The sequence below is a fragment of the Atopobacter phocae ATCC BAA-285 genome, from assembly GCF_000526675.1.
Taxonomy (GTDB): domain Bacteria; phylum Bacillota; class Bacilli; order Lactobacillales; family Aerococcaceae; genus Atopobacter; species Atopobacter phocae.
In genome coordinates, this window is the sequence record NZ_JAGN01000025.1 from 1 (window position 1) to 25,387 (window position 25,387).

Genomic DNA, 25,387 nt, shown 5'->3' on the forward strand with positions numbered 1-25,387 from the left:
GGTCAATTATGGCCTAACATTGCCCCTCCCGAAACCATTAAAGACCGTTTTAAGAACATTTAAACACTATAACACGTATATTCAAAATACTTTTGCTTATCCTCAATTGACTAATGGGCCGATTGAAGGATTAAACAACAAAATCAAGGTACTTAAGCGAACTGCTTATGGCTACCGTAATTATTCACACTTTAAAAATAGAATTTTATTGATGATGCGTTTATACGCGCCAAATCATCCACCCAAAATCGCTGTTTCTTAACACTAATTTTGAATACAATTGATCCAATCATTTGCTTATTTTATCTTTTGATCTAAAAAAGAGGAGAAGTAACCATACGGTTACCTCACCTCATCATCAACCCTATTTGACAAAGAGTCATTACAATTTCTATTTTTAAGTACAAAAAAATAGAAAAGCATTTTAATTATGCCTTTCTATTTTTTTACAATACACTTATAGTGTTTCATCATTTAGTTTTATGCTTTCGCTACAACTTCTTCGCCTTTGTAGTAACCACACTCAGGACATACATGATGACTCTTAATCAATGCACCACAGTTAGGACAAATTGTCATACCAGGTACTTCTAATTTGAAGTGTGTACGGCGTTTGTTCTTTCTAGACTTTGATGTTCTTCTTTTTGGTACTGCCATGTTTTACACCTCCTATAATTCACTCGAAAATCGGGTAGTTTAGTCGTTTAACCCATCATCTAACAGCTCTTTTAACTTCTGAAGACGTGGATCAACAGATTTATCCAAAGACTCTTGTTGCTCATGCAAATAATCATCTTCGGTTATAACTGCCCAATCTACCCCAGAAGGCAATGTGGCAGTTTGATGTTGCTCATCTGCTGATAATACTTGAAGTGGCAACGCTAATAAAATAGCATCTTCCACTGCTGGTCTTAGATCCAATAAATCATTTTGCAACGGCAAAACAACTTCAAATCCATCATTCATATCAGCTGTTATATATCGAGGATCCAAATAGCGTTCGGTTACATGAGTCTCAATAACAACGTCCACCGGTTTCAAAGAACGCGATGAAGGCATTGTGACTTCAACTTCTATAATAAAATCAGCTAATAAACCATGTGCTTCAGGAACGAACCAGCCATTCACTGCTGCGGGCTTAATTGCTATTAAATCATCCGAACGATCTAAGATTGTTGAACTTAAGTCAACTGTCTCTTCGAACTTCGTTGCTTCATTCACATTTTGTGTTAATTGTCTCACAGACCATCGCAATTTACTCACCCCTAGTACAACTCCTTTAGTATATCTAATCTGAATTAAAATGTCAATCAGTCATTATTGACAAATCACTATTTTTTCATATTTTAATCATTTATTTTGTGTTATTTTACCTAATCGAATTGTTTCATCTACTAATAGCTTCTCAGAGTCAATGATTGGAAAACGTTTGATTGGATCATGACTATTCACGTAAGATACTTCTGTGCATCCTAACAATATTTTGGACACACCTAATGCTAAAAAGTCATTTAATATTTCTTCATATAGATCTAAATTAATTCGACCTTTTGCTTTGACGTTATCATAAATAAGTGAAGTAATCTTATCTTGCAATTCGTCATTTGGTAAAACAAGCTGTCCGCCATTTGATTCAACAACTGATTGATAAATACCGCTTTGACGCGTACCTTTCGTCGCACACAAACCAATTAAAGATTGATTAGGTAATTTTGCGACTTCTTCTCCCACTAAATCGAGCATATTAATTAATTTTAAATTAGTCGAAGCCTGTAATTGATCAAAAAAGTAATGAGCTGTATTACATGGAATAACTACAAAATCAACCGATAATTGTTCTAACCGTTTTAAATCGTCAATCAGAGGGGCAACTGGTGAAGGCTGAGTTGAATCAAGTATAAATGCTGTTCGATCTGGAACCGTTGCATGATTAAAAAGTACATAGTTAAAATAGGCTTGATCACTTTCAGGGTGAAAGCGTTGATTCATTTCCACTAAAAAATTTGTTGTTGCTAGTGTACCCATTCCACCTAATATACCAAAATATTGACTCATTCAATTTCCCCCTCTACAATTGCCGTGACTTCCAAAACTTCCGATAAAAATTAATTTTAGATAAACCGATATAAACATTTCGTTTAAAGTGGTTGTCTTTTGAATACGCTAGCGGATGAACCACTCGTCCTTGATGATAAAATTCATCGACCACTGCTTGATAGGAATCTCCTTTTAACAGATATTTCACTAACGGCTGTGGTAATAAACTAAACAATACCGGCTGACTCGTTGCACTTAATTCAACTGGTTTTTTCATTAAGTAATCTTCAATATAATAGTAAGCGACATTTTGTCCACCTGCTGTTACATAGTAATTTGACACACCTAAGCGCGGATTTAATTCAAAAAATAAAAATTGCTCTCTTTTCTTATCATAAATCAAGTCAAAATTTGAAAATCCATAAAAATCAAACGCTTCTACTAATGCACGGACGTGTTGATATACTTCTTCATGATTGTTTTCATTTAAAATAACTAAATGGTTACCTATAGATTCTGCTCCGTGATCTTCTGCAATAATTCTTCCAAATGCTAACAATTTTACTTGTTTATCATGAGGCGAACGATAACAAGTAACAACTGCTTGTTCCGTATCTTTTCCAGGTATAAATTCTTGAACAATGTATTCATCGGGATAACCATTAACATGCATCAACGTTAATGCTTCTTGAGCTTCTTTTGGATTGCTACAAATATACACTTTTTTCTTACCCTCAAAATGTAAATTTTGGTAAGTTGGTGTAATTGCAGGTTTTACTACTAACTCTCCTGTAGCTTCCTTAGGCAAAATAGGTTCACTAATCGTCCATGTTTTAGGATAAGGCACATTAATTGATTCACACATCGCGTAAAAGCGCGACTTATCTACCGCAGATTTTAATGTGTCCATATTTACATACGGAACTGTCCATTGATCACTAAACACTTCACGATATTTAATGAGGTGCTCGGTATACCAATCTTCTGAACCAAATACGATAATTGGTCGGTTGCCCGCTAATTGCTCTATGACTGGAATAATATGTAATAATGCCTCTTTAAAATGATCACGAATCGAAGGGATTTCATGGAAATTTATAATGGTTGACGCCATCACCGGTCCTACAACTTCTTGTAAAACGACTTCAGAAGAATAACCATATTGCTCATGGATTGCTCGAGCTAATCCATACGCACCACGATTCCCACCAAAAATTACAGGTATAAATGTTCGAGACATTGTCATAACCGTCCACTCTTTTCTATTTCATATTAATCTAACTTCGTTTGGCATAAACCTTTATCGTCAATAAAGAAACGTTTGTACCAAACTAAGAATACATATACTGTCCAAATCCGACGTCCTGCATCCATCACTTGATCCCGATGATCATCTAATAAGTGTAATAATACATCTTGTTCAAAGAATTTAAGTGCTAAATCACTTAAGAACATTTCACGGACATGGCTATAAAATGGTTCTTTACGTAACCAATGACGAATCGGTACTGGGAAACCAACTTTTTTACGTTTCGCCCATTCTTCAGGTAAAACTTCACGAGCCGCTTGTCTTAAAACAATTTTTGTATTGTTATAGTTTGCACGATACTCTGTTGGTATAGTTTTTGCTAGTTCCATAACTTCTTTATCTAAAAATGGTACACGTAATTCAATCGAATGAGCCATACTCATTTTATCTGCTTTTTGTAAAATATCTCCTTGTAACCAAAGATTTAAATCTAAATATTGCATCTTAGATAAATCATCTAAATGTTTAACTTTTTCATAATATGGGCGTGTAACATGCGCTGTTGTGATCCCCATACGATAAGGTTCTAATAATAAGTTATACGCTTCATGATCGGTATAAACAAGCGCTTGACCAATGAAACGTTCTTCAATTGGATGAATACCACGCTCTAAAAAGCGTTCTAAGCGTGATTCTTTTCCTGTATTTTTCTTCAACATTTGATGTAATGATCGTCTAAATGTTAATGGGAATTTTGTATAGAAATCATTCAAACGTGAAGGCTTATACCAATCATATCCACCGAAAATCTCATCAGCACCTTCTCCAGATAGAACAACTTTTACATGTTCACTCGCTAGTTGTGATAAAAAGTATAATGGCACAACAGATGGATTAGAATCTGGTTCATCTAAGTGATACATAATCGTTTCTATTTTTTCAAATGCTTCTTCATCACTCACAAATTTTCTTTGATTATCAATATTTAATTGCTCAGATAAGCTTTTGGCTATGTCTGTTTCGTTAAACATTGCTTCGTATTGATTAAAACCTACAGAGAATGAATGTTCTGGATTAAGAAGTGCAGTAATATAACTCGAATCCACTCCACCAGATAAGAACGATCCCACCTTAACATCTGAAATACTATGAATATCCACAGATCCTTTGACCGTATCTTTTACTTCTTTCACATAGTGTTCAAGTGGTAATGTCGCTTTTTTTGAAGTGTTTTCATCAAATTTTTTATCCCAATATTGAATCGTTTCAATTTGTCCATCTTTTACTTTCATGTAATGGCCAGGCTGTAATTTGTAAACTCCTTCAAAAAATGTTTCAATTAGCGGATTATATTGGAATGATAAATAAGGTTGTAATGCTTGATGATTAAATTCCTTAATAAAACGCGGATGATCTAAAAATGTTTTAACTTCTGAACCGAAGATAAAACTACCATCTGTCGTATGTTTTGTATAATATAATGGCTTGATTCCAAACCCGTCACGCGCAATTAGAGCAGATTTTTCTTGACGATCCCAAATACAAAACGCGAACATTCCTCGCAATTGATTGACAATTGCTTCACCATATTCTTCATATCCACGAATAATCACTTCACTATCGGTTTGTGATAAGAAATTATGACCTAATTGCTTCAATTCTTCACGTAATGCTTTAAAATTATAAATTTCACCATTAAATACCATCACATAGCGTTCATCTTCACTATAAAATGGCTGATTACCGCTTTCTGTTAAGTCGATAATGGCCAAACGACGGAAACCAAGTGCAGCTTGATCATCCATAAATACACCTGAACTGTCTGGTCCACGATGTACAATACGCTGCATCATTGTTTCTAAAATGTTTTTATTATTTTCTAATACTCCATCTGTCCCATTAATGTAGCCTACAAATCCACACATAGTAAAAAAACTCCTTATTTCCTAATCGGATGATTTAAACGTTTGTATCGCCCTGTATGAGCAAACCAATCTTGAATTAACCCATCAACACGCCAATCAATCGGTAATAGATGCGGTCGTAATTGATAATTTGTTACTAATTGCTTTGCATTTAATTCTTTCAAATACTTTTGTCCATTAGCTGTAAATCCTAAAACTTGCCTAGGATGTTCTGCATGATGCGCTTGATACTTCATATCAGATTTTTTTAAATGAAATAAAATCGACATACTCATTCGCTTAATTCGTTGGCGTGTAACTCGCTTATGATGAACTAAATTCAACCAATCTTCATAACTAGAAGCTTCATGTGCCATTCGAATTAAACGTGGTGCAATTCCTTCATTGACCCCATAATACGTTTCAAGTTCATCTGGTTCTGTAATCATTAATGTATATTTTAGTAAGGGCCAAAAAGTCGTTGTGTCGATTCGACCAAACTCTTCCAATAATTTTAACTGATAATCACTCACCCAATTTAAAATCGGATATTCCTTAATTAAATTATAAGAATTATCGGATTGAAATAAACGTCTTAAATCGGAACCACTCGCTGGCGTTTGAATTAAGTCATTGCCATGGTGGCTATTATTCCGTCGCAAGACGTGCAAATTAAGCGGTTGTTTACTTTTTTGATTCCACTTTTCATAAGCTAAACCTAATTGACTATTTGGATGTGTCAAAAATTCAACCAATGATGATTCGTTATTAACTATTTTTCCAACATGACGCTCCAATTCCAAATAAGCTTGTGCCATTTTTTGAGCGTATCCTAAGCGTTCGTCTTGAATTGAATGAAATAATTGATCGAGTTCTTTTTGATAATTATTAACTAATCGTGCAACATGAGTAAACATTTGCGCATTCCCAAACTCTGACCCAAATGCATAGCTATCTACTTGAGCTAAGCGCAATGTATCAATCCCGTGTTTTGCAAAGTTATCTGTTGCTTGTAAGGATGCCCAAATCGGTTGTAAGAGAACTAAATCCGCTCCACTATTTAATGCCCATTCAGTTTTTGCTGCTACATCAACAAAACTGATTTCGCCACGTTGGACTAAATTACCACTAAGAGCAATCACAACTACATCTGCTTGCGCCACTTCTTTCGCCCAAGTCATTAATTGTTGATGGCCACGATGAAGTGGATTAAATTCTGCAATAATTCCAACCGAACGCATATTTCCCCTCAATTCTATCCCTTACGACAAGCAAAAAAGAGACGTTCGCTTGAATCGGACGCTACCTCTTGACCGAAGTCACTTGTCACATTCACTTGATTAAATCCTGCTTGTTTTAACATCATTTCAATTTGATCCATTGAATAAGTCACTTCTATATGATGTTCTTTCTTTTTTTCAAAATGCGCTTCTTCATGTTCCTTTGTCTCAATGGGCTGGTAAATTGTTAAATGATGATGCACTTTTAACCGATTGACTTCTTCGACTACTTCACTTTCCCAAATCAAATCTGTGCCGTCTTCTAGTTGATCGCGGTACATAAAATCATCAAAATTAGCTAATGTTCCAAGTGAATGAACATCAAATAAAAACCAACCCTGATTGGGTAAAAAGTCATGAACTGCTTGAAACAATGTCAACCAATCATCTGGCTGAGTCAAATAGCACACACTATCACAAAAACTTGTTACTAAGCTTGCTGTCGGTAATCCGGTTAAGTCTAGCATGGACTGCAAATATAAATCAGCCTTTACTTTATGAGCCGCTAGTTTCAACATTTCCGGGCTGATATCGACACCCATCGTAACCGCTCCTGTCGATTCAACTAATTGAAGAAAATCCCCCGAACCACATCCTAAATCTAGTACTTTGTGTAATGAAACATCCCCAACTACTTGTTCAGTGTATTCCATCCAATCGTTATACATTTCAGAAGGCATTAAATGATCATATACTTTCGCGAAATCTTGATACATCAGCTTATTTTTATAGTAAGTTGGTATTAACTAACGGTGCATCTGCCCATAATTTTTCAAGGTTGTAATGTGCTCGTTCTTCTTCATAGAACACGTGAACAATTACATCAACACAATCAATCAAAATCCAACGATTACTATCTTTCCCTTCTACATTTTTCACTTCGTAACCATGCTCTAATACTTTTTCAATAATTGCATGAGCAATAGCTTCTACTTTTCGTTCATTGTTACCACTTGTTACAACAAAGTAATCACTTAACGGTGTTAATTGATCGACTTTTAATACTACTGTATCTACTGCTAACTTATCTTCTGCAGCGTCCACGATAATCTTTAATAATTCATTTTCTGTATGATTCACATTATTCCTCCAATTTTTGGTTTGCTGAATGTTTAATCCATGCATTATACGCTTCAATCGTTTTAGGATACACAGCATGTCCCGATTGAATTAAGTACATTAAGCTGTGTTGTAATTTAAAAGCAGTAGCTTGATCTAAGTTCTGATACGCTAATTCTCGTGCTATTTCTACTCCAGGAAATGATCGAGCTGGTTCGATATAATCTGCTAAAAATAAAATTTGACTTAACTGACTCATCTCCTGTGCACCCATCGTGTGTACAAAAATCGCTTGATAAATTGATGAGTCAGTTAATTGTGCATGACGCTTCAACCATTCTGCTGCAAGCGGCCCATGCATCAGCTCGCGGCCATAAGGAATTAAATCCTTGTTCAATCCGTATGACTGTATCCATATCGCCATTTCACCATCAGATAACTCACGTAATAAATCATGACTCAAGCCAACGATACTCGCCGCTTCTACATCTTCTCCGTAATGACGCGCTAATTGAACCGCAGTTTCTTCTACACGTAAGCAATGTTGTAGCCTTTTTTCTGTTAAATTATCACTTAATTCTTCAATTAATTGATTGCGAGTCAAGTTAATCCATTTGCCTGTGTAAACGATTGATGTAGTTATTACATCGTTATTATTATTTTCCATTATTTACGGCCTTCTTTATATAGTTGATGTGTTTCAATAAACTGTTGAATAGTTGATGGAACTAAATATTTAATACTTTTTCCATTAGCTACGTATGATCGTATAAGCGAGGAAGACAAATCTAAATGCGGAGCATCTATCCATAGAAAATCAGCTAACTCTTCCACCATATAACCTGGACGCTTAACTGCTACAAAAGTAGCTAGTTCTTTTAATTCATCATGACGATACCAATTTGGAAAATCTAAAACCATATCTGCCCCCATAATAAAATAGAATGCTGTGTCTGGTTCTCGTTCTCTCAGTGCGATTAAAGTATCATACGTATAACTTTTTTTAGCTCGTTCTAATTCGATTGTTTCAATTGAAAAGCGTTGATCTTCACTAACAAATTGACGCAGCATATCTAAACGTGTACTCGTCGTTAATGTTTGTTTCCCCTCAGCATGAGGTGGAATATGCGTGAGCATCAATCGCACTTCATCTAAATCAAGTGTATTTAACACTTGTTCAGCCATCACTAAGTGCGCAATATGTAATGGATTAAAACTACCACCTAGTAACCCGACTCGTTTCATCTAAACATCGCTTCAAATTTTGAAGATAAATCTTGATACTTTTCGTCATCACTCTTACGATATAAAATTAGAGTGCGACCAATAATATGAATGACATCAGCTAAATGATTAGATTCAATCCATTCAGCTAATTCCTTTGACTCAACTAAACTGTTTTGTAAAATCGTTACTTTTATTAGTTCACGTTTTTCAATAGCGCGATCTATCTCATCTAATAATTCTGAACTTAAACCATTTTTACCAATTTGAACCATCGGAGATAAATGGTGCGCTTCTTTTTTAAAAAATTGTTTTTCTTTACCTGTATATTTTTTCAAATGTTTCGCCTACTTTCCAATAAGTGCGGGTCTTAAAAAGACGTCATTACCTTCAATTGTCCAAACGCTAACTTCAGCTTCGTGATGGAAAGTAATCCATCCTAATCCAGAAATAACAATATCACTTTTAGCTGGCACTTTAAATTGTTTCATAACTAGTTTAATATTCTTTCGATTAACGGGTGGTTGTAACATTTCACCAACATGCTTTTCAAAAAATTGATCCGCTTTTGCAGTTTTTGTCCGGTGAATCATCAATTGGTTTGGTAAATATGTCGTTAATGACCCTTTTTTCTTATTCGTTACGTCTATTCTTGCAATCCCTCCAATAAACAATGTTTGACCAGAGTTTAATTGATAGGTCACAGGTTTCAGACGTTTTCTTGGAATAATCATTTTTAATTCATCAGCTGTAAGGGCATGTGCTAATTGATGTGGTTGAATAATACCTGGTGTATCAATTAGACTTTCGCCATCAGCTAAAGGAATTTCGATTCGTCCTAAGGTTGTTCCAGGATAGTAAGAAGTAGTAATTGGATTTTCTTCATCACTTACAGCACCAATAATGCGGTTAATGATTGTTGATTTACCTACATTGGTCACACCTACTACATAAACACTTTGCTCTTTACGATGAACTTCAATTTGTTCCATTAAATCATCAATGCCGTGTCGTTTTTCAGCGGAAATTAATGCGACTCCAACTGGAGATAATCCTTGTTCCTTCATTAAATGTCTAGCCACTTGTTCTAGACGGTTTTTATTAGTTGATACCGGCAGTAAATCAAGTTTATTTAAAACAACTAATACGGGATTATTCCCAATAAAACGTTGTAGTCCATTGATTTGTGTCCCATATAAATCAAGAATATCAAGTACATAGACTACTAATGCATCTTTTTGTCCAATATCATTCAATAGTTCTAAAAAATCATCATCTGTTAACGAAACAGGTGCAATTTCATTATAATGGCGCAAACGGAAACAACGTTCACAATACATTTCTTTAGATTGGCTTTCGATAGTTCGTGCTAATAAATCGCCTTTTACGTATCCAGGCGCTTCTCGATCTTCTACTTGTATTTTTGCACCACAACCGATGCAACTTAAATCATTTATAATCGACACCATTAATTGAATCCTCCCATTCGTCAGGTGATTGATATTTTAACCATTTCATGAGCACTTTTCGTTCGATAGAACGATTCAATTTAGTCTTCCACTCGTCATTATCAACAACTGGGAGTACGTGAATTGTTCGAATTCCTGCTCGATTTCCTGCCCATACATCTGTAATTAATTGATCACCTACCATTACAACTTCTGTTTTATCTAATTGTAATTGTTTTACCGCACGTAATAGTCCACTAATTTTAGGTTTGCGTGCTTTAGGAATAAATTGCACATCAAGTAAATCAGCAACTTTCTTCACACGTCCCCCAGAATTGTTAGACACAATCACCACTGGCATATCTGCTTCTTTCATTCGTTGAATCCATTGTAATGTCTCTTTAGTCGCAACCGGATTGTTCCAAGCAATTAAAGTATTGTCCAAATCCGTTAATACAGCTTTAATCCCCACTGCTTTCAGTTGATCGGGATCGATTTGATAAATGGATTTAACGCGCCATGTAGGTGTGAATTTTTTTAACATAAGATAAAAAAACCTCCATCTTTTAAAAAAACCATAGAGTCGAAATGAATCGTTCTATGGTCTCAATGATTCTTATAACGTTTCAAACACTTCAATTGCTACTAAATCAATATTGTCAAATTCATATTGTTGTTGACGTTTGTAATCAACGAATGTAAACATGTTATTTTCTACATTAAAGTTGACTTCACATACGTCTTCCCCATTACTTCTAAAGCGTCTTGTGCGGTTGTCTTCATCTGTTTGAACAATTTTTTCTAAACGATTAATAATCTCTTTCAATTTTGAATTCATCTAATTGCCTCATTTCTTTTTCTATTCTTATTTTCCGGCATATTTTCACTACCACTTCTTCATTAAACTATAACAAAAATTCACATTAATTTCTATCTTTTCAACCAATAATCGCATGTTATTCACAATCTATTGCGTTTTATCGCCCCACCAAAGATTAATTAACGCTTGAGTTCCTTTTTCTTCATAGCCTAATTCGTTTAATAATTGATATAAACGATATGCTTCTTTTGTTGCAGGAAGATCAATATTCATTTTTTCGGCTTCATCTAATGCAATTTTCAAGTCTTTTAAAAAATGTTTTGCAAAAAATCCCGGTTCAAAATTTTGATTCAATATACGTGGTCCATAATTTTCTAATGACCAATTGGCCGCCGCACTTGCTCCAACTACTTCTAACACTTGAAATAAATCCAGTTGAGCTGCTTTAGCATATACTAATAATTCAGTCAAACCGGTCATTGTCCCGGCTACCATAATTTGATTCGCCATCTTTGTATGTTGTCCTGCACCAGCTTCACCTAAATAAGTGACACGCTTTGAAAAAGCAGACAAAATCGGTTCAACAGCTTCAAAAAATTGTAGTGGCCCACCGACCATCGCTGATAATGTGCCTTTTTGAGCTCCTAAATCGCCTCCTGATACAGGTGCATCAAATGCGACTGCTCCAACTTGAAGCGCATGCGTTGCAATCTTTTTCGCTAAAGAAGGAGTACTTGTTGTCAAATCGATTAATATTTTCCCTTTCAAATCAGCTGAAAACAATCCATCTTTACCGAAATATACATTTTCGACATCACTCGGATAGCCTACTATTGTTAAAATAATGTCACTTTTCTCTGCTAATTCTTGAGGCGTATCACGCCACAGAGCACCATTTTTAACTAATTGATCAGTCTTAGAACGTGTACGATTATAAACATTTAATGAATACCCTTTGTCTAACAAATGCATCGCCATTGAGCATCCCATTACCCCTGTGCCTATAAAGCCAATCGTTTTCATCTGACCGATTCTCCTTTTCTATCTCTTGAACGTTTTCGTCTTTTCTTAAATGGCTGTGAATCAATCGCTCGCGTATAGACGTCTAAAATTCGTAACGCAAAAGTACGACTTGATATTTCATTTTTTAATTGTTCACGCGCATCACTTTGGTTTCTTGATCGTTTCAAGTCATTCATTAAGTAATCAGCTGTTGTTATTGCAAATGACTGAGTAGATTGATATAGCTGGCCTAGCGAACGATCGGTAATAATTTGATTCAAATAAGTATTTTGTTTTGCAATAATCGGTAAATTATTGACAACTGCTTCAATGTAAGTCAGTCCTTGGGTTTCAGAATCGGATGTATTGACATATAAATCACTCATCTGATAATAAGCATAAGCTTCAGAATGAGGTACTTCACCAACAAAGTGTACATATCGCTCAACATGATTCTTAACTGTGAGTTGCTCCAGATTCTTTCGACTAGGGCCATCACCAATAATTAATAATTTCACTTCAGGAACTAAAGCAATAATTGCTGGCAATTGATTAATAATCGCCTCAATATTTTTTTCGGGGGATAACCGGCTCAAAGATAATAAAACGATATCTTTATCGTTATAACCAAACTGTTCGCGCATCACTTGGCGATTTTCTGAGGAGAATTCAGGAATGGGAACACCCGTAGGCACAACAAAAATCTGTTGCAATACACCATAACTTCTTAACTTTTCTTTCGTCAATTGACTCGGTACAATTACGCTATCCGTACGGTCACAATAAAAACGTGTCATCTCTTTGACGTGTTTTGATTTAATTAATTTACCATTAAACACATAATGTAAATAGCGCTCATACATTGTATGATACGTATGAATCAAAGGAACCCCTAATTCCATCGCTACCATTCGTCCAACAAATCCTAAACTAAATTCCGTTTGCGTATGTACGATATCTAATTTCCATTGTTTCCCCATTTTTATGGCTTTCATTAACCCACTAATAGCAATTCGACGATCTTTAAATGATAGCAGTGGAATACTTTTTAATCGACAAACATTGGGATCGTCTGTTTGGTCGGGATCAGTTGTAGTAAAGATATAAACTTGATGACCTAATTGCTCTAATTCATTTCGCAATATATGAACAGACGTCGTCACTCCATTAATTTGCGGAATATATGTATCTGTAAATATTCCTACTCGCATAAAATCCTCCTTTAAATAGAGCATCTGAATACTTTGTTACTAACCTTTCAAAGTCTCCCTATAATTTTACTACACATTAATTTGAAAAACTATATAAGGAAGTGCTAAGATTCAAAAAACAAAAAAAGAAACTATGGTACGATTGACCATAGTTTCTTTATATTTAGTTAAATTAAATGCTTTTCTTAGCTTCTTCAACTAATGCAATGACTTCTTCAACAGTTGTACATTCATTAATTGCTTTCTCTGCTAATTGTTTCATGTCTTCGTAGTTTAATTTTGACATCAAGCTACGTGTTTTTAATACAGAAGATGCTGACATTGAGAATTCATCTAAACCTAATCCCATTAATAACGGAACAGCTGTTTGATCGCCAGCCATCTCGCCACACATACCAGCCCAAATACCTTCTTTATGAGCTGAATCAATCACGTGTTTAATTAATGTTAAAATTGATGGATTATATGGTTGATACAAGTATGACACTTGTTCATTCATACGGTCTGCAGCCATTGTGTATTGAATTAAATCGTTCGTACCAATACTCATAAAGTCTACTTCTTTAGCAAATTGATGTGCTAAAACAGCAGCGGCTGGAATTTCAATCATAATTCCTAATTCAATCTCTTCACTTACTTTAACGCCTTCATTGATTAAATTTGCTTTTTCTTCCTCAAATAATGCTTTCGCTCCTCTAAACTCATTTAAAGTTGCAATCATTGGGAACATAATGCGCAATTTACCAAATACTGAAGCGCGTAATAAAGCACGTAATTGTGTACGGAACATATCTGGTTCATTTAATGAAATACGAATCGCACGGTATCCTAAGAATGGATTCATTTCTTCTGGCAATGAAAGATATGGTAATTCTTTATCTCCACCAATATCCATTGTACGTACAACTACAGGATGTCCATTCATTCCCTCTAAAACTGCTTTATAAGCTTCAAATTGCTCATCTTCAGTTGGGAAATCTTGACTGTCCATATATAGAAACTCTGTACGATATAAACCAATTGCTTCTGCACCATTTTCGATTGCACCTGTTAAATCTTTAGGTGTACCAATATTGGCTGCTAATTCAAATGATTTACCATCTTTGGATTTTGTTTCTGCATGAACTAATTTTGCCCACTCTTGACGTAATTGTTCAAATTCTGCACCTTTTTGTTCATAATCTTCTCTTAATTCAGTAGTTGGATTGATGTGTACTACACCATCTAAACCATCTAAAATGACGATATCGCCATCTTTTACTGATTCAACAATTGAACCTGTACCAACGATTGCAGGAATTTCTAATGAACGAGCCATAATAGCAGAGTGACTTGTACGTCCACCAATGTTCGTCACAAATCCCTTAACGTATTTACGATCTAATTGTGCTGTATCACTTGGAGTTAAGTCATGTGCTACAACAATTACTTCTTCTTTAATTGATGCAGGACTAGGTAATTTAACACCTAATAAGTTAGCTAATATACGTTCTGATACGTCTTTTATATCTGCAGCACGTTCTTGCATATATGGATTGTCTTCCATACTCTTGAACATTTGGATAAACATTTGAGATACATTGTGTAAAGCAGCTTCAGCATTGATTTGATCTGATTTAATTGTGCTCTTAACTTGATCAATCAATTCAGGATCTGATGCAACCATTAAATGCGCATCAAATACTTTTGCTTCTTCTTCGCCTAAGCGAGTTAGAGCTGTTTCACGAATATCTTGAATTTGAGCTTGTGTTTGTAGTAAAGCATCGTCTAAACGTTTAGCTTCAACTTCAACATCTACTCCTTCAACTTGTTCAAATGTTAAGTCTGGTTCAGTTAGTAAGTAAACTTTTGCAATCGCAATGCCATCACTAGCTGCAATTCCTTTTAAGTTATTTACCATTATTCAGCTAAACCTTCTTTTTTCATTGTTTCTTCTATACCTTGGATAGCTTCTACTTCGTCATCACCTTCAGCAGTAATAACAACATCAGCGCCTTGTCCAACACCTAATGACATAACGCCCATGATTGATTTTAAGTTAACAGATTTACCTTTATATTCTAAGTTAATATCTGAAGCATATTTGCTCGCTGCTTGAACTAATAAAGTTGCTGGACGTGCATGAATACCTGTTTCTGCTACTACGTGAAATTCGCGTTTTTCCATTTTTGAAAACCCCTTTTATAAATAAATTTGTAAGGATATACTACCTTACACCTAGAATAAGAATACCATTATATCCTACCCAAATCAATGTATTTTAATTATACGGCTTACATTGCCCTAAATGTTTACACATCAACGTTTTTGTCTTTTCTGTTTTCTGTAATATTTCTACTAAATTTGATTAACGTATTCAAATACGTATTCAAAAATATGCGCCAGCACAAAAAAAAGAGGCTACCATTAAACAGGTAGCCTTTTTATATTGCCTTTGCGCAAGGACTTGTTGTTCCGGTCTCCGTAAAGATATCAAAGATAACTGTTATATTAAACAACATTACGCAACGATTTTTTTGACCTGTTATGTGTTTCCTTTAACGTTTATTTGACAAATTCCACTCTTGTGTCAAGTATTAGATACATATTTTATCTTATGCAATTCTAAACAATTTATCCTCTTGTGATAACTCTACAACAACATTTGCTTCATTCAATAGATCATCAGGCAACTTATCTTTCAATATTGAAATTACTAATTGAATATCTTTTTTCATAACAAAATCCGCAACTTTCGACAATTGATTATCGTGCATCAATTCTTTTTTATCATTTAATAAAAAATGTAAACAGGATATTCCTTTTTCATCTGCAAACATTATATAAGCCAAGTCAAAGCATAGAATTTCTCCTTGCTTTTTTCCTGAACTCATATTTGAGTTAAATGTACTAAATTTATATACCGGATTATTAGTCTTTTTATTCTTGATAATTTCATATGTCAGAGCATATTTTTCTCCATATAGCTCATATGATACCGAAGAAAAATATTTATTAAATTTCTTTATTTGCTTTGTAAGTTTGTTTTGAAAATCAACAGAATATAAATATTGATCAATATTTTCAAGTTCATTCTCTATTTTTTCGAGAACTGAATCTACCTCGTTTATTTGTGAAATTGTATTTTCATATTCACCTTTTAATCTATATTTTTCATTTATTTCAGAAATAATATTTTCTAAATCATTAAAAGAATCACTTTTGGAAATTTTTAGTGACAACTCTTTTTCATGACTTAACAATGCTTTTAAAGTTATCTTTTCATTTTCAATTCTTTCGCTTAAAGAAGGTAACTCTTTTGTTATAAATGTAATTTTTTCTACTATCATTTTATTATGATATGCAACTAAATCTTCAAATGTTTTATGCAAATTGGGTATATATTCTTTTGACTCATTATACAACAATCTTAATTGATCTAAATCAATTAAAGATACGTCTTTTTCCATCTCATTTTTGGCTTCAACGATTATATCTCTTCTTATTTCTAGTTTAGTAATAAGTGAGCTTATTCTATTTATTTTATATTTTATTTCATTTAGCATATTTAAATCTTCTTCAAAATTTTCATTTATATTTAATAATGATTTTTTATTATTTAACTCAACTATTTCATCTTCAATGATAGCCAATGCTACCTCATATGAATTCTTTTTCTGTTTTTTTTCTATTCTTTCTTTATATGCTTTTTCCTGTTTTATCCTATTAGTAAGTGCTTGTTTTTTAGCTCCACTATCATATCCACAACCTAAGAGATATAAATATAGAGCTTCATATTCAACATCAGAAGTATAAGAATTCAATGTTTTTAATGTCTTATTAATACTATTGTCCTTATATCTAATATTATGAGATATTATTTGCTTAAAAGATGGTTTTTCGTTTTTATGTTCTGGGAAAATTTTTGCTAATAGTTCTTTTTCGAAATCTTTTTTCAATATTGATTTGCCATTTATCCTCCTTATAGCGTTTTTCCCCGATAAAAAATTACGTTCGATAACTAATCGGTCTTTTTTTTGTTTATTAAACTCATTTGTCAAGGTTAATGTTACTAACACTTCCTGATTTATTAAAAAACTTTTAACCTCTTCATACACTTTGTTTTTATTTTCTTCATCTGTGTAAATATCCTTACCTTCTCCTCCTAAACAAAAATAAATTAATTTTAAAACTGTTGTCTTACCAACATTATTCCCTGTTAATTTTAAGTCGTCTGTTAATGGGGTGTTATCAATTATCAAATTCATACCTGTATAAAAACTCATCTCTCGAATTGTTTTATACTTAGTAGAAATTTTCAATTTTTCTATAAACATTTTCTTACTACCCCCTTCTCACATATTTGAGCCGATTGTATTAAATACAACCAGTCTAAACTCAATACGAACACAGAAAACGACATGTCATTTGACTTTTTTACATTAAAATATAATTCTAAAAGCTTTTGTTCAGTTTTTTTTTCAAGCTCTGTTAAAATAACGGCTCCATTATAATAAATACTATGTTCGGGATGAATATTATCTGGTAATAACATGATTATATCCCTCCGGATTCTTAAATATTTTACACCTAATAAAAGCATCTACAACCAGTATATCCGTACACATTTGTAATTCTTCCATCGGCATTTGTATATAATTACTACTTTCAACTATGACTTTCATAACACTATTAATTATTTCATAAAAAATATGCGTAGGAGTATTGTCTGATCTATTTAATTCTATATATTGTCTTCTAATTTCTTGTAATACAGAGAAGCTTTTATTTTTACCTTCTTTATCAAACTCACTGTATATTTTATCTAGCGTGTGGTAATAGACTGTATAATCGTCAATTATATCTTTAACCTCTTCTAAATCATTAAATGAAATTTTATCCTCTATAGCAAAAGGATTGATTTCTAGAGAACCCACATTAATATCAAGTGTCTCCTCGGCTAAAATATTAATAACTTTAGCTAAATTTGACTCAATTTTAACGGGATCAACATTCTGCCCTAATTCAGCTTTTATAAAATTATATAAATCTCTTTGCTGTTCAAGGTTTTCTTCTGCTAAAATTTTTTTAAGAAATAGCTGAATATCCCATATATCTTCTTGTGGATTAAAATTCATATTATATGGATTTTTAAAATTGTTATTTCTTAGAGAAGCAGATGCATTCTTAGAAATAGACATAAACTTGTAACTGTAATCTTTAAATTTAGCAAAAACCTTTTTACTAAGCGAACTTTCAATTTTTGTTTTTGTACAAGTTGAAGAAACTTGCACAAGAATTTTATTTTTATAATCTATTAAATCTATACCCTCTATATTTTGGATTGAGAAATTTAAATTTTCTAATTCTAAATCATAAATAATATTACATAAACAGGCGAAAAAATTCTCTGAATGGATATTAAGCTCCAAAAGGTTTAGTTTACTTCTCGATCCTATTCTATATGCTAATGTATTTAATTTTTCTTCTATATAATTAAAATAATTTGTCCTATTCACTTAATACCACTCCTTTCTTACTATTTATTCTTTGAATAATAAATATGGTTCTATTTACAAAGCATCTGCTATCTTTTGTAAATTATTTCTCCCTCAAAGCGATAAATCTATTAACCCATTCTTAGTGACACTATGAAGTTAAAAGTTAACTTTAGTATACACTATGACCTCCTAAAAAAACATTAAAAAAGCTAAAAACGTTTGCTCTCGTATGGCTCTATATGGTTAATACCGATTAACTTTTATAAAAATTCAGCTTTCTTTAAATAAAACTGACCTATACTGGTCAATAATGAAACTTAGTTTTTATATCATATATTATATTAATTAACGTAAAAAAAGAGGCCATCCGATTGGATAGCCTTTTATTTTTCAGGTTTATTCAACTGATCATAGTAACTAGTCAATGTAATAGCATGTTTTAATGACATATTTTCAAGCGGTGTTTTCCCTGTTGTCCACCGACTAATTGTCGTCTGCGCTATTCCCGTGTCTTTATAAATTCTATATGCCGTTTGTTGTTCTAAAATCTTTTTAATTTTATCTAAATTTGCGCTGTTCATCTTTAACACCTTTCAATTTCTTTTTTTCAAAATAGAATCTTGTAATCTGAACCATCAAGATAGTAATTGATAGCGTTAATACAATCCAATAAATTTTATTTGCCATAATCTAATAATATGATAAACTTAGAGTAGATAGGGGCATATGCCCCACTATCTACTTGAGTGATTTAGTCTCAGCTTTGATTTTAGCAGTTTCAGCTTTGACTTTATTTATTTTAGCTTCAGTATATCGTATTCCTTGGAAGACTGCGATAACTGGAGCTATTTTTATTATCCACTCAGCTAAGTCTTTCATATTTCTCCCCCCCCTTTCTTAATTATATTATACTACATTTAAATGCAGTATTCAATGTTTTTATGAAGTTTTTTTAAAAGATTAAAAAAATAAGGCCATCCTATTGGGTAGCCTTTTTATATTGCCTTTGCGCAAGGACTTGGCGCGATTGGTCCCCGTAGAGATTCCAACGCTAATTACATATATTATACCACATTACGCAACGTTTTTGTAGAAACTGTTACGTGTATCTACTATTATATTTTCATTTAATTCCAATTGCCTCAACAGCGTGCTTAGCCAACTCGTCATACAAAGCCTGTTGTTCCTCTAGCTCCAACTCCGCACGCTCGAGTTGGTGATACGCACCAGTCAGTTTAATTTCTAAATCGTTATTACGCTCAGTTAATGCTTGCTGCTTAGCTAGATTAACTAATAACGCAATCATTAAAATAACGCTGATAAAAGTTAAAACAATGCAGCTCATTTTATAACGTTTTAATTTCTGCATGGCTATTCCTCCACTAGTTTGTAGTGCTTGCCGTTTACAACAACTTCATTGATCAATACGTCAACTGTTTGTTCTTTCAGTTCTTCTGGTTTCACTTCTTGCTTATCTTCAGGTTTTGGTGCGCTTGGTGCTAGTGTTGCTGCGTCTTGTGGACGTTTAAATCCGTCAACGTCTTGTTCTAATAACCAACCGATGTATGTAGCGCCATCCACTAATAAGTAAGATTTTTTGCTATCAGACTTATTAACGGCTTTAGTTTTAACTACTTTAAATGACTTACCAATAACTGACGGATGAATATTTTGTCCAGTTTCCCACTGCTTAGCCTGTCTTCCAATCGTAACAGTTTGCTCCGTGCGTTGAACTCCGTTAATTAAATCGTTAACTTTATTTTGGACAATGTCAGGATTGTAACCAGATGATTGTAATTTTTGTATACGTTCAGAGCCATTACCCCAAAGACCGTTAAGAACCTCTTGTGTCACTTGGTCAATCGATTTGTTAGCTTTAATAGTTGTTGTTGCGTTTGAGTACTTAGGACGTGCATAACCTTTAATGTATGCGCTATTTAATGGATAGCTCGAACGTCTGCCCTGTGATGGACTACCTGCGTTTCCCTCGATAGTGTAGACTCCTACCATTAACAACTAAAATAATCATAAATTATCTGTTTTCACATGGCTATTTTCATTTTATACATTAAGTTTTCTTTATTACACAAAGTAATTGCATTTTTCACATCTCGATAATTTAAAATTTTCTAAAAGTAACTTTTTCTCGATAACTTATTATTCTGTCGTGATTTTTGAAAACGTTTGTAGTATAATTGACGTAACGAAAGCAGACGGGGAGGTCTAGCTTATGAAGCTGATAAATATTACAAATACACACTCTAAATTAGTTGACGAACAATTAGCTGGTACAGATGCTAAATTTGTCAAAGTGTATTCACTTGGTCAATCAACAGTTATTTACTCTGGCGCACCTACACATAACGATGTCTTGATTATTAACCGAAAACGACCTGTTAAGGATGTTGAAATTGATTTTGTGCTACAACGTACGCTTAAAGTTCCTAAAGATACATTGGATATTATTCGAGTGGGAAACTTTGTAGAAATTACACAAAAAATTCATTCCGGTCGTCCTTTATTTAAACCTGTTTATAATAATTTTGCGTAACAATTAAAAAATTACAAAAATAAGCGATAGAAATGATTTAATCATCATTTTTATCGCTTGTTTTTTGGTCTATCTAACATATTTTGCTTAAAATAGTGTTGTTAACTCGATTTCTGGATGTTTATCTTTAAACCAATTAACAGCAAATTCATTTTCAAATAAAAATACTGGTGCATCAAAGCGGTCTCGACATAATAAGTTACGACTACTTGATAAGTTTTGATCTAAATCTTCTTCATTAATCCATCGAGCAATTCGACGACCCATTGGTGTCATAACAACTTCAGCATTATACTCTTCTTTTAGTCGATATTTGAATACTTCAAACTGCAATTGTCCAACTGCTCCCAAAATATATTCATTAGTATGGAACGTTTTATACAGCTGAATAGCGCCCTCTTGTACTAATTGTTCAATTCCTTTATGAAATGACTTTTGTTTCATGACATTTTTCGGAGCCACTTTCATAAATAATTCCGGAGTAAATTGTGGTAATGCAGGGTATTGCACTTCTGTTTTTCCTGAATATATTGTGTCACCGATTTGGAAGTTTCCAGTATCATACAATCCAATAATATCACCCGCAATTGAATGGGTTGCTGTTTCTCTTGTGTCAGCCATAAATTGGGTCGTATGCGATAGTTTAATTTTTTTCTTAGTTCGCTGTAAAGTAACATCTACACCTGGTTCAAAAACTCCTGAACAAATCCGCACAAATGCGATACGATCACGGTGGGCTGGATTCATGTTTGCTTGGATTTTGAAAATAAATCCAGTTAATTCTTCTGAATCGACTGGTACAAGTTCATCTTTTTGAGTCGTTTGCGCAGCAGGACTTGGCGCAAAATCAACGAACGCATCTAAAAATGTTTGAACGCCAAATCCAGTTAAAGCTGATCCAAAAAATACAGGCGTTAACTTACCACGGCTTACTGCCTCTAAGTCGAACTCATTACCCGCTTCTCTTAATAATTGAGCATCTTCCATTGCTTGGGTGTAAATAGAAGATTTTTTAAATGCAAAATCACCTTCAACTTCACCAGCATCATTTAATGGTAGGAAATCTTCACCATTTGCGTCTTCTGGATGCGTTAATTCCACCCGTTGATTGTGTAAGTCATATAAGCCTAAGAAGTTCTTACCCATCCCCATTGGCCAGTTCATTACATAGGCATCTACACCTAACACTTCTTCTAATTCACTTACTAAATCTAGTGGTTCACGTCCATCACGGTCTAATTTATTCATAAACGTAAAGATTGGAATACCACGCATTGCACAAACTTCAAATAATTTCTTTGTTTGTGGCTCAATCCCTTTCCCTGAATCAATTACCATGACAGCCGCATCAACTGCCATCAATGTCCGATAAGTATCTTCAGAGAAGTCCTCATGTCCTGGTGTATCTACAATATTAATATGATAATCACCATAATATACTTGCATAACTGAACTGGTTACAGAAATACCACGTTCTTTTTCAATGGCCATCCAGTCTGATTTAGCAAACTTGCCACTTTTCTTTCCTTTAACTGTTCCGGCCTGACGAATCGCGCCACTATAATATAGTAGACGTTCTGTAATCGTCGTTTTCCCCGCATCCGGGTGACTTATAATCGCAAATGTCTTGCGTGTTTTGATTTCATCAATCAAATTCATATTAGTTGTTCTCCTCTTTGTTTATATCATTCCCACATTATACCTAACTTTTTGTAAAGGTTAAAGTAGTAACTTATCTTGTATTATTTACTCTTACAAATTAAACATTTATTTTATAAATTTTAAAATGATGCTATTATTTTTTTAGCGAAAAGGACAAGTTATTAAATGATCATTAACCATTCCAGTTGCTTGCATAAAAGAATAGACAATAGTAGGCCCAACGAATTTAAACCCTCTTTTCTTTAAATCATCACTAATCTGTTTAGATAATGGAGTTTTCGCTGGAACTTCTTGACTGGTCTTCCAATGATTAATGACTGGCTTATTATCAACAAATCGCCAAATGTACGCATTGAAACTACCAAATTCTTCTACCACTTTTAAATACGCTTGTGCATTATATTTTAAAGACGCTATTTTTAAACGATGACGAATAATTGAACGATTATTTAATAAACTTGCTTCTTTATCTTGATCATAACGAGCCATTTCATGCGGGTTGAATTGATCAAAAGCTTCTTCAAATGCATTCATTTTCACCAAAATCGTTCGCCAATTCAAACCTGCTTGCATCCCTTCTAAAATTAGCATTTTAAATAATTGTCGATCATCATGTTCTGGCTTACCCCAAATGTGATCATGATAATCTTGTTCAATGCAACTATTCAAAGCCCAATCACAACGTTGATCTATTTTAATCATATCTTTCTTTAACTCATTCCTATCAAACGATTCTTTTGAATTACAAGTATATTAAGTTGCCCTATTATATTAATGATGATTCAACTAACTAAACTAATTGACTTAACAAATAAGCTTTTACTAAAGCTTCTGTGTGTTTGATTGAATCCATATGGGTACGCTCATAAGAATGACTAGATTCAATGCCCGCCCCAAGTAACGCATGTTTAACATCTGCACCTGCTCGAATGGCAGCTGATGCATCACTTCCGTAATATGGATAAATATCTAGTTTGTATTCAATTTGATTAGCTTTAGAGAGCTCGACTAAGTGATTGCGGAAAGCATAATGATATGGTCCAGATGCATCCTTCACACAAATAGACACGGTATATTCATCTGTTTGTTGATCATCACCCATTGCTCCCATATCAACAGCTAAATACTCCACTGTTTCAGGCGTAATACTACTATTGGCCCCATGTCCAACTTCTTCAAAATTACTAAACATAAAATGCGTCGTATATGGTATTTGAATATGTTGTTCCTTGAATTCTTTCAACAAGTTTAATAAAATAGCTGCACTTACTTTGTCATCTAAAAATCTGCTTTTAACAAATCCTGAGTCGGTAATCGTTGTTCGAGGATCAAAACTAACAAAGTCCCCTACATTTATACCTAATGCACGTGTTTCTTCAGCACTTGTTACTTTTTCATCTAATCGTACTTCCATGTTGTCTTGTGTACGCTCAGCCGTACCTGCGTCCCGATAAACATGTGTGCTCGTTTGATGAATTAAAATTGTACCCGAATATTCTTTTTGATTGCTTGCTACATGAATCGTGCAGTTTTCACCTTCAATCATATTCCATGGAAAACCACCAATTCGATCTAATTTTAATCGACCGTCTGGTTTTATCGCGCGAACCATGGCACCTAATGTGTCAATATGTGCAGTTACTGTTCGATGTTGTTGATCATTCTCTCCTTTTACAGATACAATTAAAAGACCTTTATTCGTTCTTTTTGGTGTGTAACCCATTTTTTCTACTTCTTGTCCAATATATTTCATCACTTGTTCCGTATATCCTGTTGGTGATGGTATCGCTAATAATTCTTTTAAGTAATTTAATGTTTGATTCATCTTTTTAAGCTCCTCTTCCACTTTTTGTGTCATTACTATTATTTTATCACACTTCCATTAAACAAAAGAAGTCCTTGAACAAATATAGATTGAACTGTAAGTACGATTAACGTTGACCGTTTAAATCAACAAAAAACCTCCTGTTTATAAATAATGGTTCTATAATTTATAGGGTTGATGGCCGAAGGCCACAACTCTATTTTTTATTTTAGGGTACAAAAAAGAACAGATCTCCTGTATATTATAAGCGCCAAAACCATAATAAAGGAGAGCTGTTCCATGACCCATATTATATCATCTTTAATCGGATTAAACGATAAAAACATCAAAATTGATGACCACAAATTAACAAAATGTTCAATTAAAGGACGTTTATCTTTTCTATTATCTGGCCAATTAATCGAGCCGATTGATTGTTGCCCGTGTTGTGGAAGCCTTTCTTCAGAATATTCGATTGTTAAAAATGGCACGCGCATATCACGTATTCAATTACTACCAATGGCAGGATACCCAACTTATTTAAACTTGAAAAAACAGCGGTATTACTGCAAAGTTTGTCATTCGTCTTTTACCGCTCAAACACCAGAAGTCGCTCGTCACTGTCATTTATCCAACCATTTGAAACGGTATATCGC

Annotated in this window: 31 protein-coding genes; 3 read left to right on the forward strand and 28 right to left on the reverse strand. The window is 33.7% G+C overall.

Annotation, left to right across the window (positions count from 1 at the left end):
* Nucleotides 1-262: transposase (locus tag L866_RS08585; protein ID WP_035446220.1), on the forward strand; the 262-nt coding region annotated here is incomplete at its 5' end.
* 218 nt (nucleotides 263-480) lie between these two features.
* Here the strand turns inward: L866_RS08585 and rpmF are convergent.
* From rpmF to L866_RS0105290, 25 genes are all read right to left on the reverse strand, one after another.
* Nucleotides 481-657, reverse strand: coding sequence for a 50S ribosomal protein L32 (gene rpmF, locus L866_RS0105170; protein WP_025729815.1), 177 nt, complete (start codon nucleotides 655-657; stop codon nucleotides 481-483).
* A gap of 39 nt (nucleotides 658-696) precedes the next feature.
* Complete coding sequence (locus L866_RS0105175; protein WP_035446225.1) at nucleotides 697-1,254, reverse strand: YceD family protein; 558 nt, start codon at nucleotides 1,252-1,254, stop codon at nucleotides 697-699.
* 96 nt (nucleotides 1,255-1,350) lie between these two features.
* Nucleotides 1,351-2,055 (reverse strand): aspartate/glutamate racemase family protein, encoded by a 705-nt coding sequence (locus L866_RS0105180; RefSeq protein ID WP_025729819.1) that lies wholly within the window; start codon nucleotides 2,053-2,055, stop codon nucleotides 1,351-1,353.
* A gap of 13 nt (nucleotides 2,056-2,068) precedes the next feature.
* Complete coding sequence (locus tag L866_RS0105185) at nucleotides 2,069-3,283, reverse strand: carboxylate--amine ligase (protein ID WP_025729821.1); 1,215 nt, start codon at nucleotides 3,281-3,283, stop codon at nucleotides 2,069-2,071.
* A 26-nt stretch (nucleotides 3,284-3,309) separates the two neighbouring features.
* Nucleotides 3,310-5,211 (reverse strand): asparagine synthase (glutamine-hydrolyzing), encoded by a 1,902-nt coding sequence (gene asnB, locus L866_RS0105190; protein ID WP_025729824.1) that lies wholly within the window; start codon nucleotides 5,209-5,211, stop codon nucleotides 3,310-3,312.
* 14 nt (nucleotides 5,212-5,225) lie between these two features.
* On the reverse strand, nucleotides 5,226-6,431 hold the full coding sequence (locus L866_RS0105195; RefSeq protein ID WP_025729826.1) for a nucleotidyltransferase family protein: 1,206 nt from the start codon (nucleotides 6,429-6,431) through the stop codon (nucleotides 5,226-5,228).
* 14 nt (nucleotides 6,432-6,445) lie between these two features.
* Nucleotides 6,446-7,186: a class I SAM-dependent DNA methyltransferase gene (locus L866_RS0105200; protein ID WP_025729828.1), complete on the reverse strand. Its 741-nt coding sequence runs from the start codon at nucleotides 7,184-7,186 to the stop codon at nucleotides 6,446-6,448.
* A 10-nt stretch (nucleotides 7,187-7,196) separates the two neighbouring features.
* Nucleotides 7,197-7,550, reverse strand: coding sequence for a ribosome silencing factor (gene rsfS / locus L866_RS0105205; RefSeq protein WP_025729830.1), 354 nt, complete (start codon nucleotides 7,548-7,550; stop codon nucleotides 7,197-7,199).
* 1 nt (nucleotide 7,551) lies between these two features.
* Nucleotides 7,552-8,196, reverse strand: coding sequence for a bis(5'-nucleosyl)-tetraphosphatase (symmetrical) YqeK (gene yqeK / locus L866_RS0105210; RefSeq protein WP_051452868.1), 645 nt, complete (start codon nucleotides 8,194-8,196; stop codon nucleotides 7,552-7,554).
* A complete protein-coding gene (locus L866_RS0105215; RefSeq protein WP_025729834.1) occupies nucleotides 8,196-8,774 on the reverse strand; it encodes a nicotinate-nucleotide adenylyltransferase in 579 nt (192 codons plus the stop codon). Before L866_RS0105215 ends, yqeK begins: the two co-directional genes overlap by 1 nt.
* A complete protein-coding gene (gene yhbY / locus L866_RS0105220) occupies nucleotides 8,771-9,091 on the reverse strand; it encodes a ribosome assembly RNA-binding protein YhbY (protein WP_025729836.1) in 321 nt (106 codons plus the stop codon). Before yhbY ends, L866_RS0105215 begins: the two co-directional genes overlap by 4 nt.
* Before the next feature lie 9 nt (nucleotides 9,092-9,100).
* Nucleotides 9,101-10,222 carry a ribosome biogenesis GTPase YqeH gene (gene yqeH / locus L866_RS0105225; protein ID WP_025729838.1) on the reverse strand — a complete coding sequence of 374 codons (1,122 nt, stop codon included), beginning with the start codon at nucleotides 10,220-10,222 and terminating at the stop codon, nucleotides 9,101-9,103.
* Entirely contained in the window at nucleotides 10,203-10,745 is a 543-nt protein-coding gene (locus tag L866_RS0105230; RefSeq protein ID WP_025729840.1) for a YqeG family HAD IIIA-type phosphatase, read from the reverse strand. The genes yqeH and L866_RS0105230 overlap by 20 nt, the downstream gene beginning before the upstream one ends.
* Nucleotides 10,746-10,817: 72 nt before the next feature.
* Nucleotides 10,818-11,039, reverse strand: a complete 222-nt coding sequence (locus L866_RS08590; RefSeq protein ID WP_035446222.1) for a DUF1797 family protein — start codon at nucleotides 11,037-11,039, stop codon at nucleotides 10,818-10,820.
* A 129-nt stretch (nucleotides 11,040-11,168) separates the two neighbouring features.
* Nucleotides 11,169-12,044, reverse strand: coding sequence for an NAD(P)-dependent oxidoreductase (locus tag L866_RS0105240; protein ID WP_025729842.1), 876 nt, complete (start codon nucleotides 12,042-12,044; stop codon nucleotides 11,169-11,171).
* On the reverse strand, nucleotides 12,041-13,234 hold the full coding sequence (locus L866_RS0105245; protein ID WP_025729843.1) for a glycosyltransferase: 1,194 nt from the start codon (nucleotides 13,232-13,234) through the stop codon (nucleotides 12,041-12,043). The genes L866_RS0105240 and L866_RS0105245 overlap by 4 nt, the downstream gene beginning before the upstream one ends.
* 172 nt (nucleotides 13,235-13,406) lie before the next feature.
* The gene (ptsP, locus tag L866_RS0105250) at nucleotides 13,407-15,134 is read right to left on the reverse strand and encodes a phosphoenolpyruvate--protein phosphotransferase (protein WP_025729845.1); all 1,728 of its coding nucleotides are present in this window, start codon (nucleotides 15,132-15,134) and stop codon (nucleotides 13,407-13,409) included.
* A complete protein-coding gene (locus L866_RS0105255; protein WP_025729847.1) occupies nucleotides 15,134-15,400 on the reverse strand; it encodes a phosphocarrier protein HPr in 267 nt (88 codons plus the stop codon). Before L866_RS0105255 ends, ptsP begins: the two co-directional genes overlap by 1 nt.
* A 428-nt stretch (nucleotides 15,401-15,828) precedes the next feature.
* On the reverse strand, nucleotides 15,829-17,550 hold the full coding sequence (locus tag L866_RS0105260; RefSeq protein ID WP_025729848.1) for a DUF2326 domain-containing protein: 1,722 nt from the start codon (nucleotides 17,548-17,550) through the stop codon (nucleotides 15,829-15,831).
* Nucleotides 17,541-17,768 carry an ABC-three component system middle component 6 gene (locus L866_RS0105265; protein ID WP_025729850.1) on the reverse strand — a complete coding sequence of 76 codons (228 nt, stop codon included), beginning with the start codon at nucleotides 17,766-17,768 and terminating at the stop codon, nucleotides 17,541-17,543. Before L866_RS0105265 ends, L866_RS0105260 begins: the two co-directional genes overlap by 10 nt.
* The gene (locus L866_RS0105270; RefSeq protein WP_025729851.1) at nucleotides 17,752-18,732 is read right to left on the reverse strand and encodes an ABC-three component system protein; all 981 of its coding nucleotides are present in this window, start codon (nucleotides 18,730-18,732) and stop codon (nucleotides 17,752-17,754) included. Before L866_RS0105270 ends, L866_RS0105265 begins: the two co-directional genes overlap by 17 nt.
* A 365-nt stretch (nucleotides 18,733-19,097) precedes the next feature.
* Nucleotides 19,098-19,295, reverse strand: coding sequence for a hypothetical protein (locus tag L866_RS0105275; RefSeq protein WP_025729853.1), 198 nt, complete (start codon nucleotides 19,293-19,295; stop codon nucleotides 19,098-19,100).
* A 157-nt stretch (nucleotides 19,296-19,452) separates the two neighbouring features.
* A complete protein-coding gene (locus L866_RS09470; RefSeq protein ID WP_156919520.1) occupies nucleotides 19,453-19,593 on the reverse strand; it encodes a hypothetical protein in 141 nt (46 codons plus the stop codon).
* Between the two features lie 244 nt (nucleotides 19,594-19,837).
* Nucleotides 19,838-20,083: a hypothetical protein gene (locus L866_RS0105285; RefSeq protein WP_025729855.1), complete on the reverse strand. Its 246-nt coding sequence runs from the start codon at nucleotides 20,081-20,083 to the stop codon at nucleotides 19,838-19,840.
* Nucleotides 20,084-20,085: 2 nt separating this feature from the next.
* A complete protein-coding gene (locus L866_RS0105290; protein WP_156919521.1) occupies nucleotides 20,086-20,724 on the reverse strand; it encodes a hypothetical protein in 639 nt (212 codons plus the stop codon).
* Between the two features lie 220 nt (nucleotides 20,725-20,944).
* Here L866_RS0105290 and L866_RS0105295 point away from each other — a divergent pair, with 220 nt between their 5' ends.
* Nucleotides 20,945-21,265 carry a DUF1827 family protein gene (locus L866_RS0105295; protein WP_025729858.1) on the forward strand — a complete coding sequence of 107 codons (321 nt, stop codon included), beginning with the start codon at nucleotides 20,945-20,947 and terminating at the stop codon, nucleotides 21,263-21,265.
* Nucleotides 21,266-21,352: 87 nt separating this feature from the next.
* Here the strand turns inward: L866_RS0105295 and L866_RS0105300 are convergent, their stop codons facing one another.
* From L866_RS0105300 to L866_RS0105310, 3 genes are all read right to left on the reverse strand, one after another.
* Nucleotides 21,353-22,924, reverse strand: coding sequence for a peptide chain release factor 3 (locus L866_RS0105300; protein ID WP_025729860.1), 1,572 nt, complete (start codon nucleotides 22,922-22,924; stop codon nucleotides 21,353-21,355).
* Nucleotides 22,925-23,068: 144 nt separating this feature from the next.
* Complete coding sequence (locus L866_RS0105305) at nucleotides 23,069-23,629, reverse strand: DNA-3-methyladenine glycosylase I (RefSeq protein WP_025729862.1); 561 nt, start codon at nucleotides 23,627-23,629, stop codon at nucleotides 23,069-23,071.
* 88 nt (nucleotides 23,630-23,717) lie between these two features.
* On the reverse strand, nucleotides 23,718-24,752 hold the full coding sequence (locus L866_RS0105310; RefSeq protein WP_025729864.1) for a M42 family metallopeptidase: 1,035 nt from the start codon (nucleotides 24,750-24,752) through the stop codon (nucleotides 23,718-23,720).
* 279 nt (nucleotides 24,753-25,031) lie between these two features.
* Here L866_RS0105310 and L866_RS09285 point away from each other — a divergent pair.
* Nucleotides 25,032-25,387, forward strand: a 356-nt coding sequence (locus L866_RS09285; protein WP_025729866.1) for a transposase family protein, incomplete at its 3' end; no start/stop codon positions are given.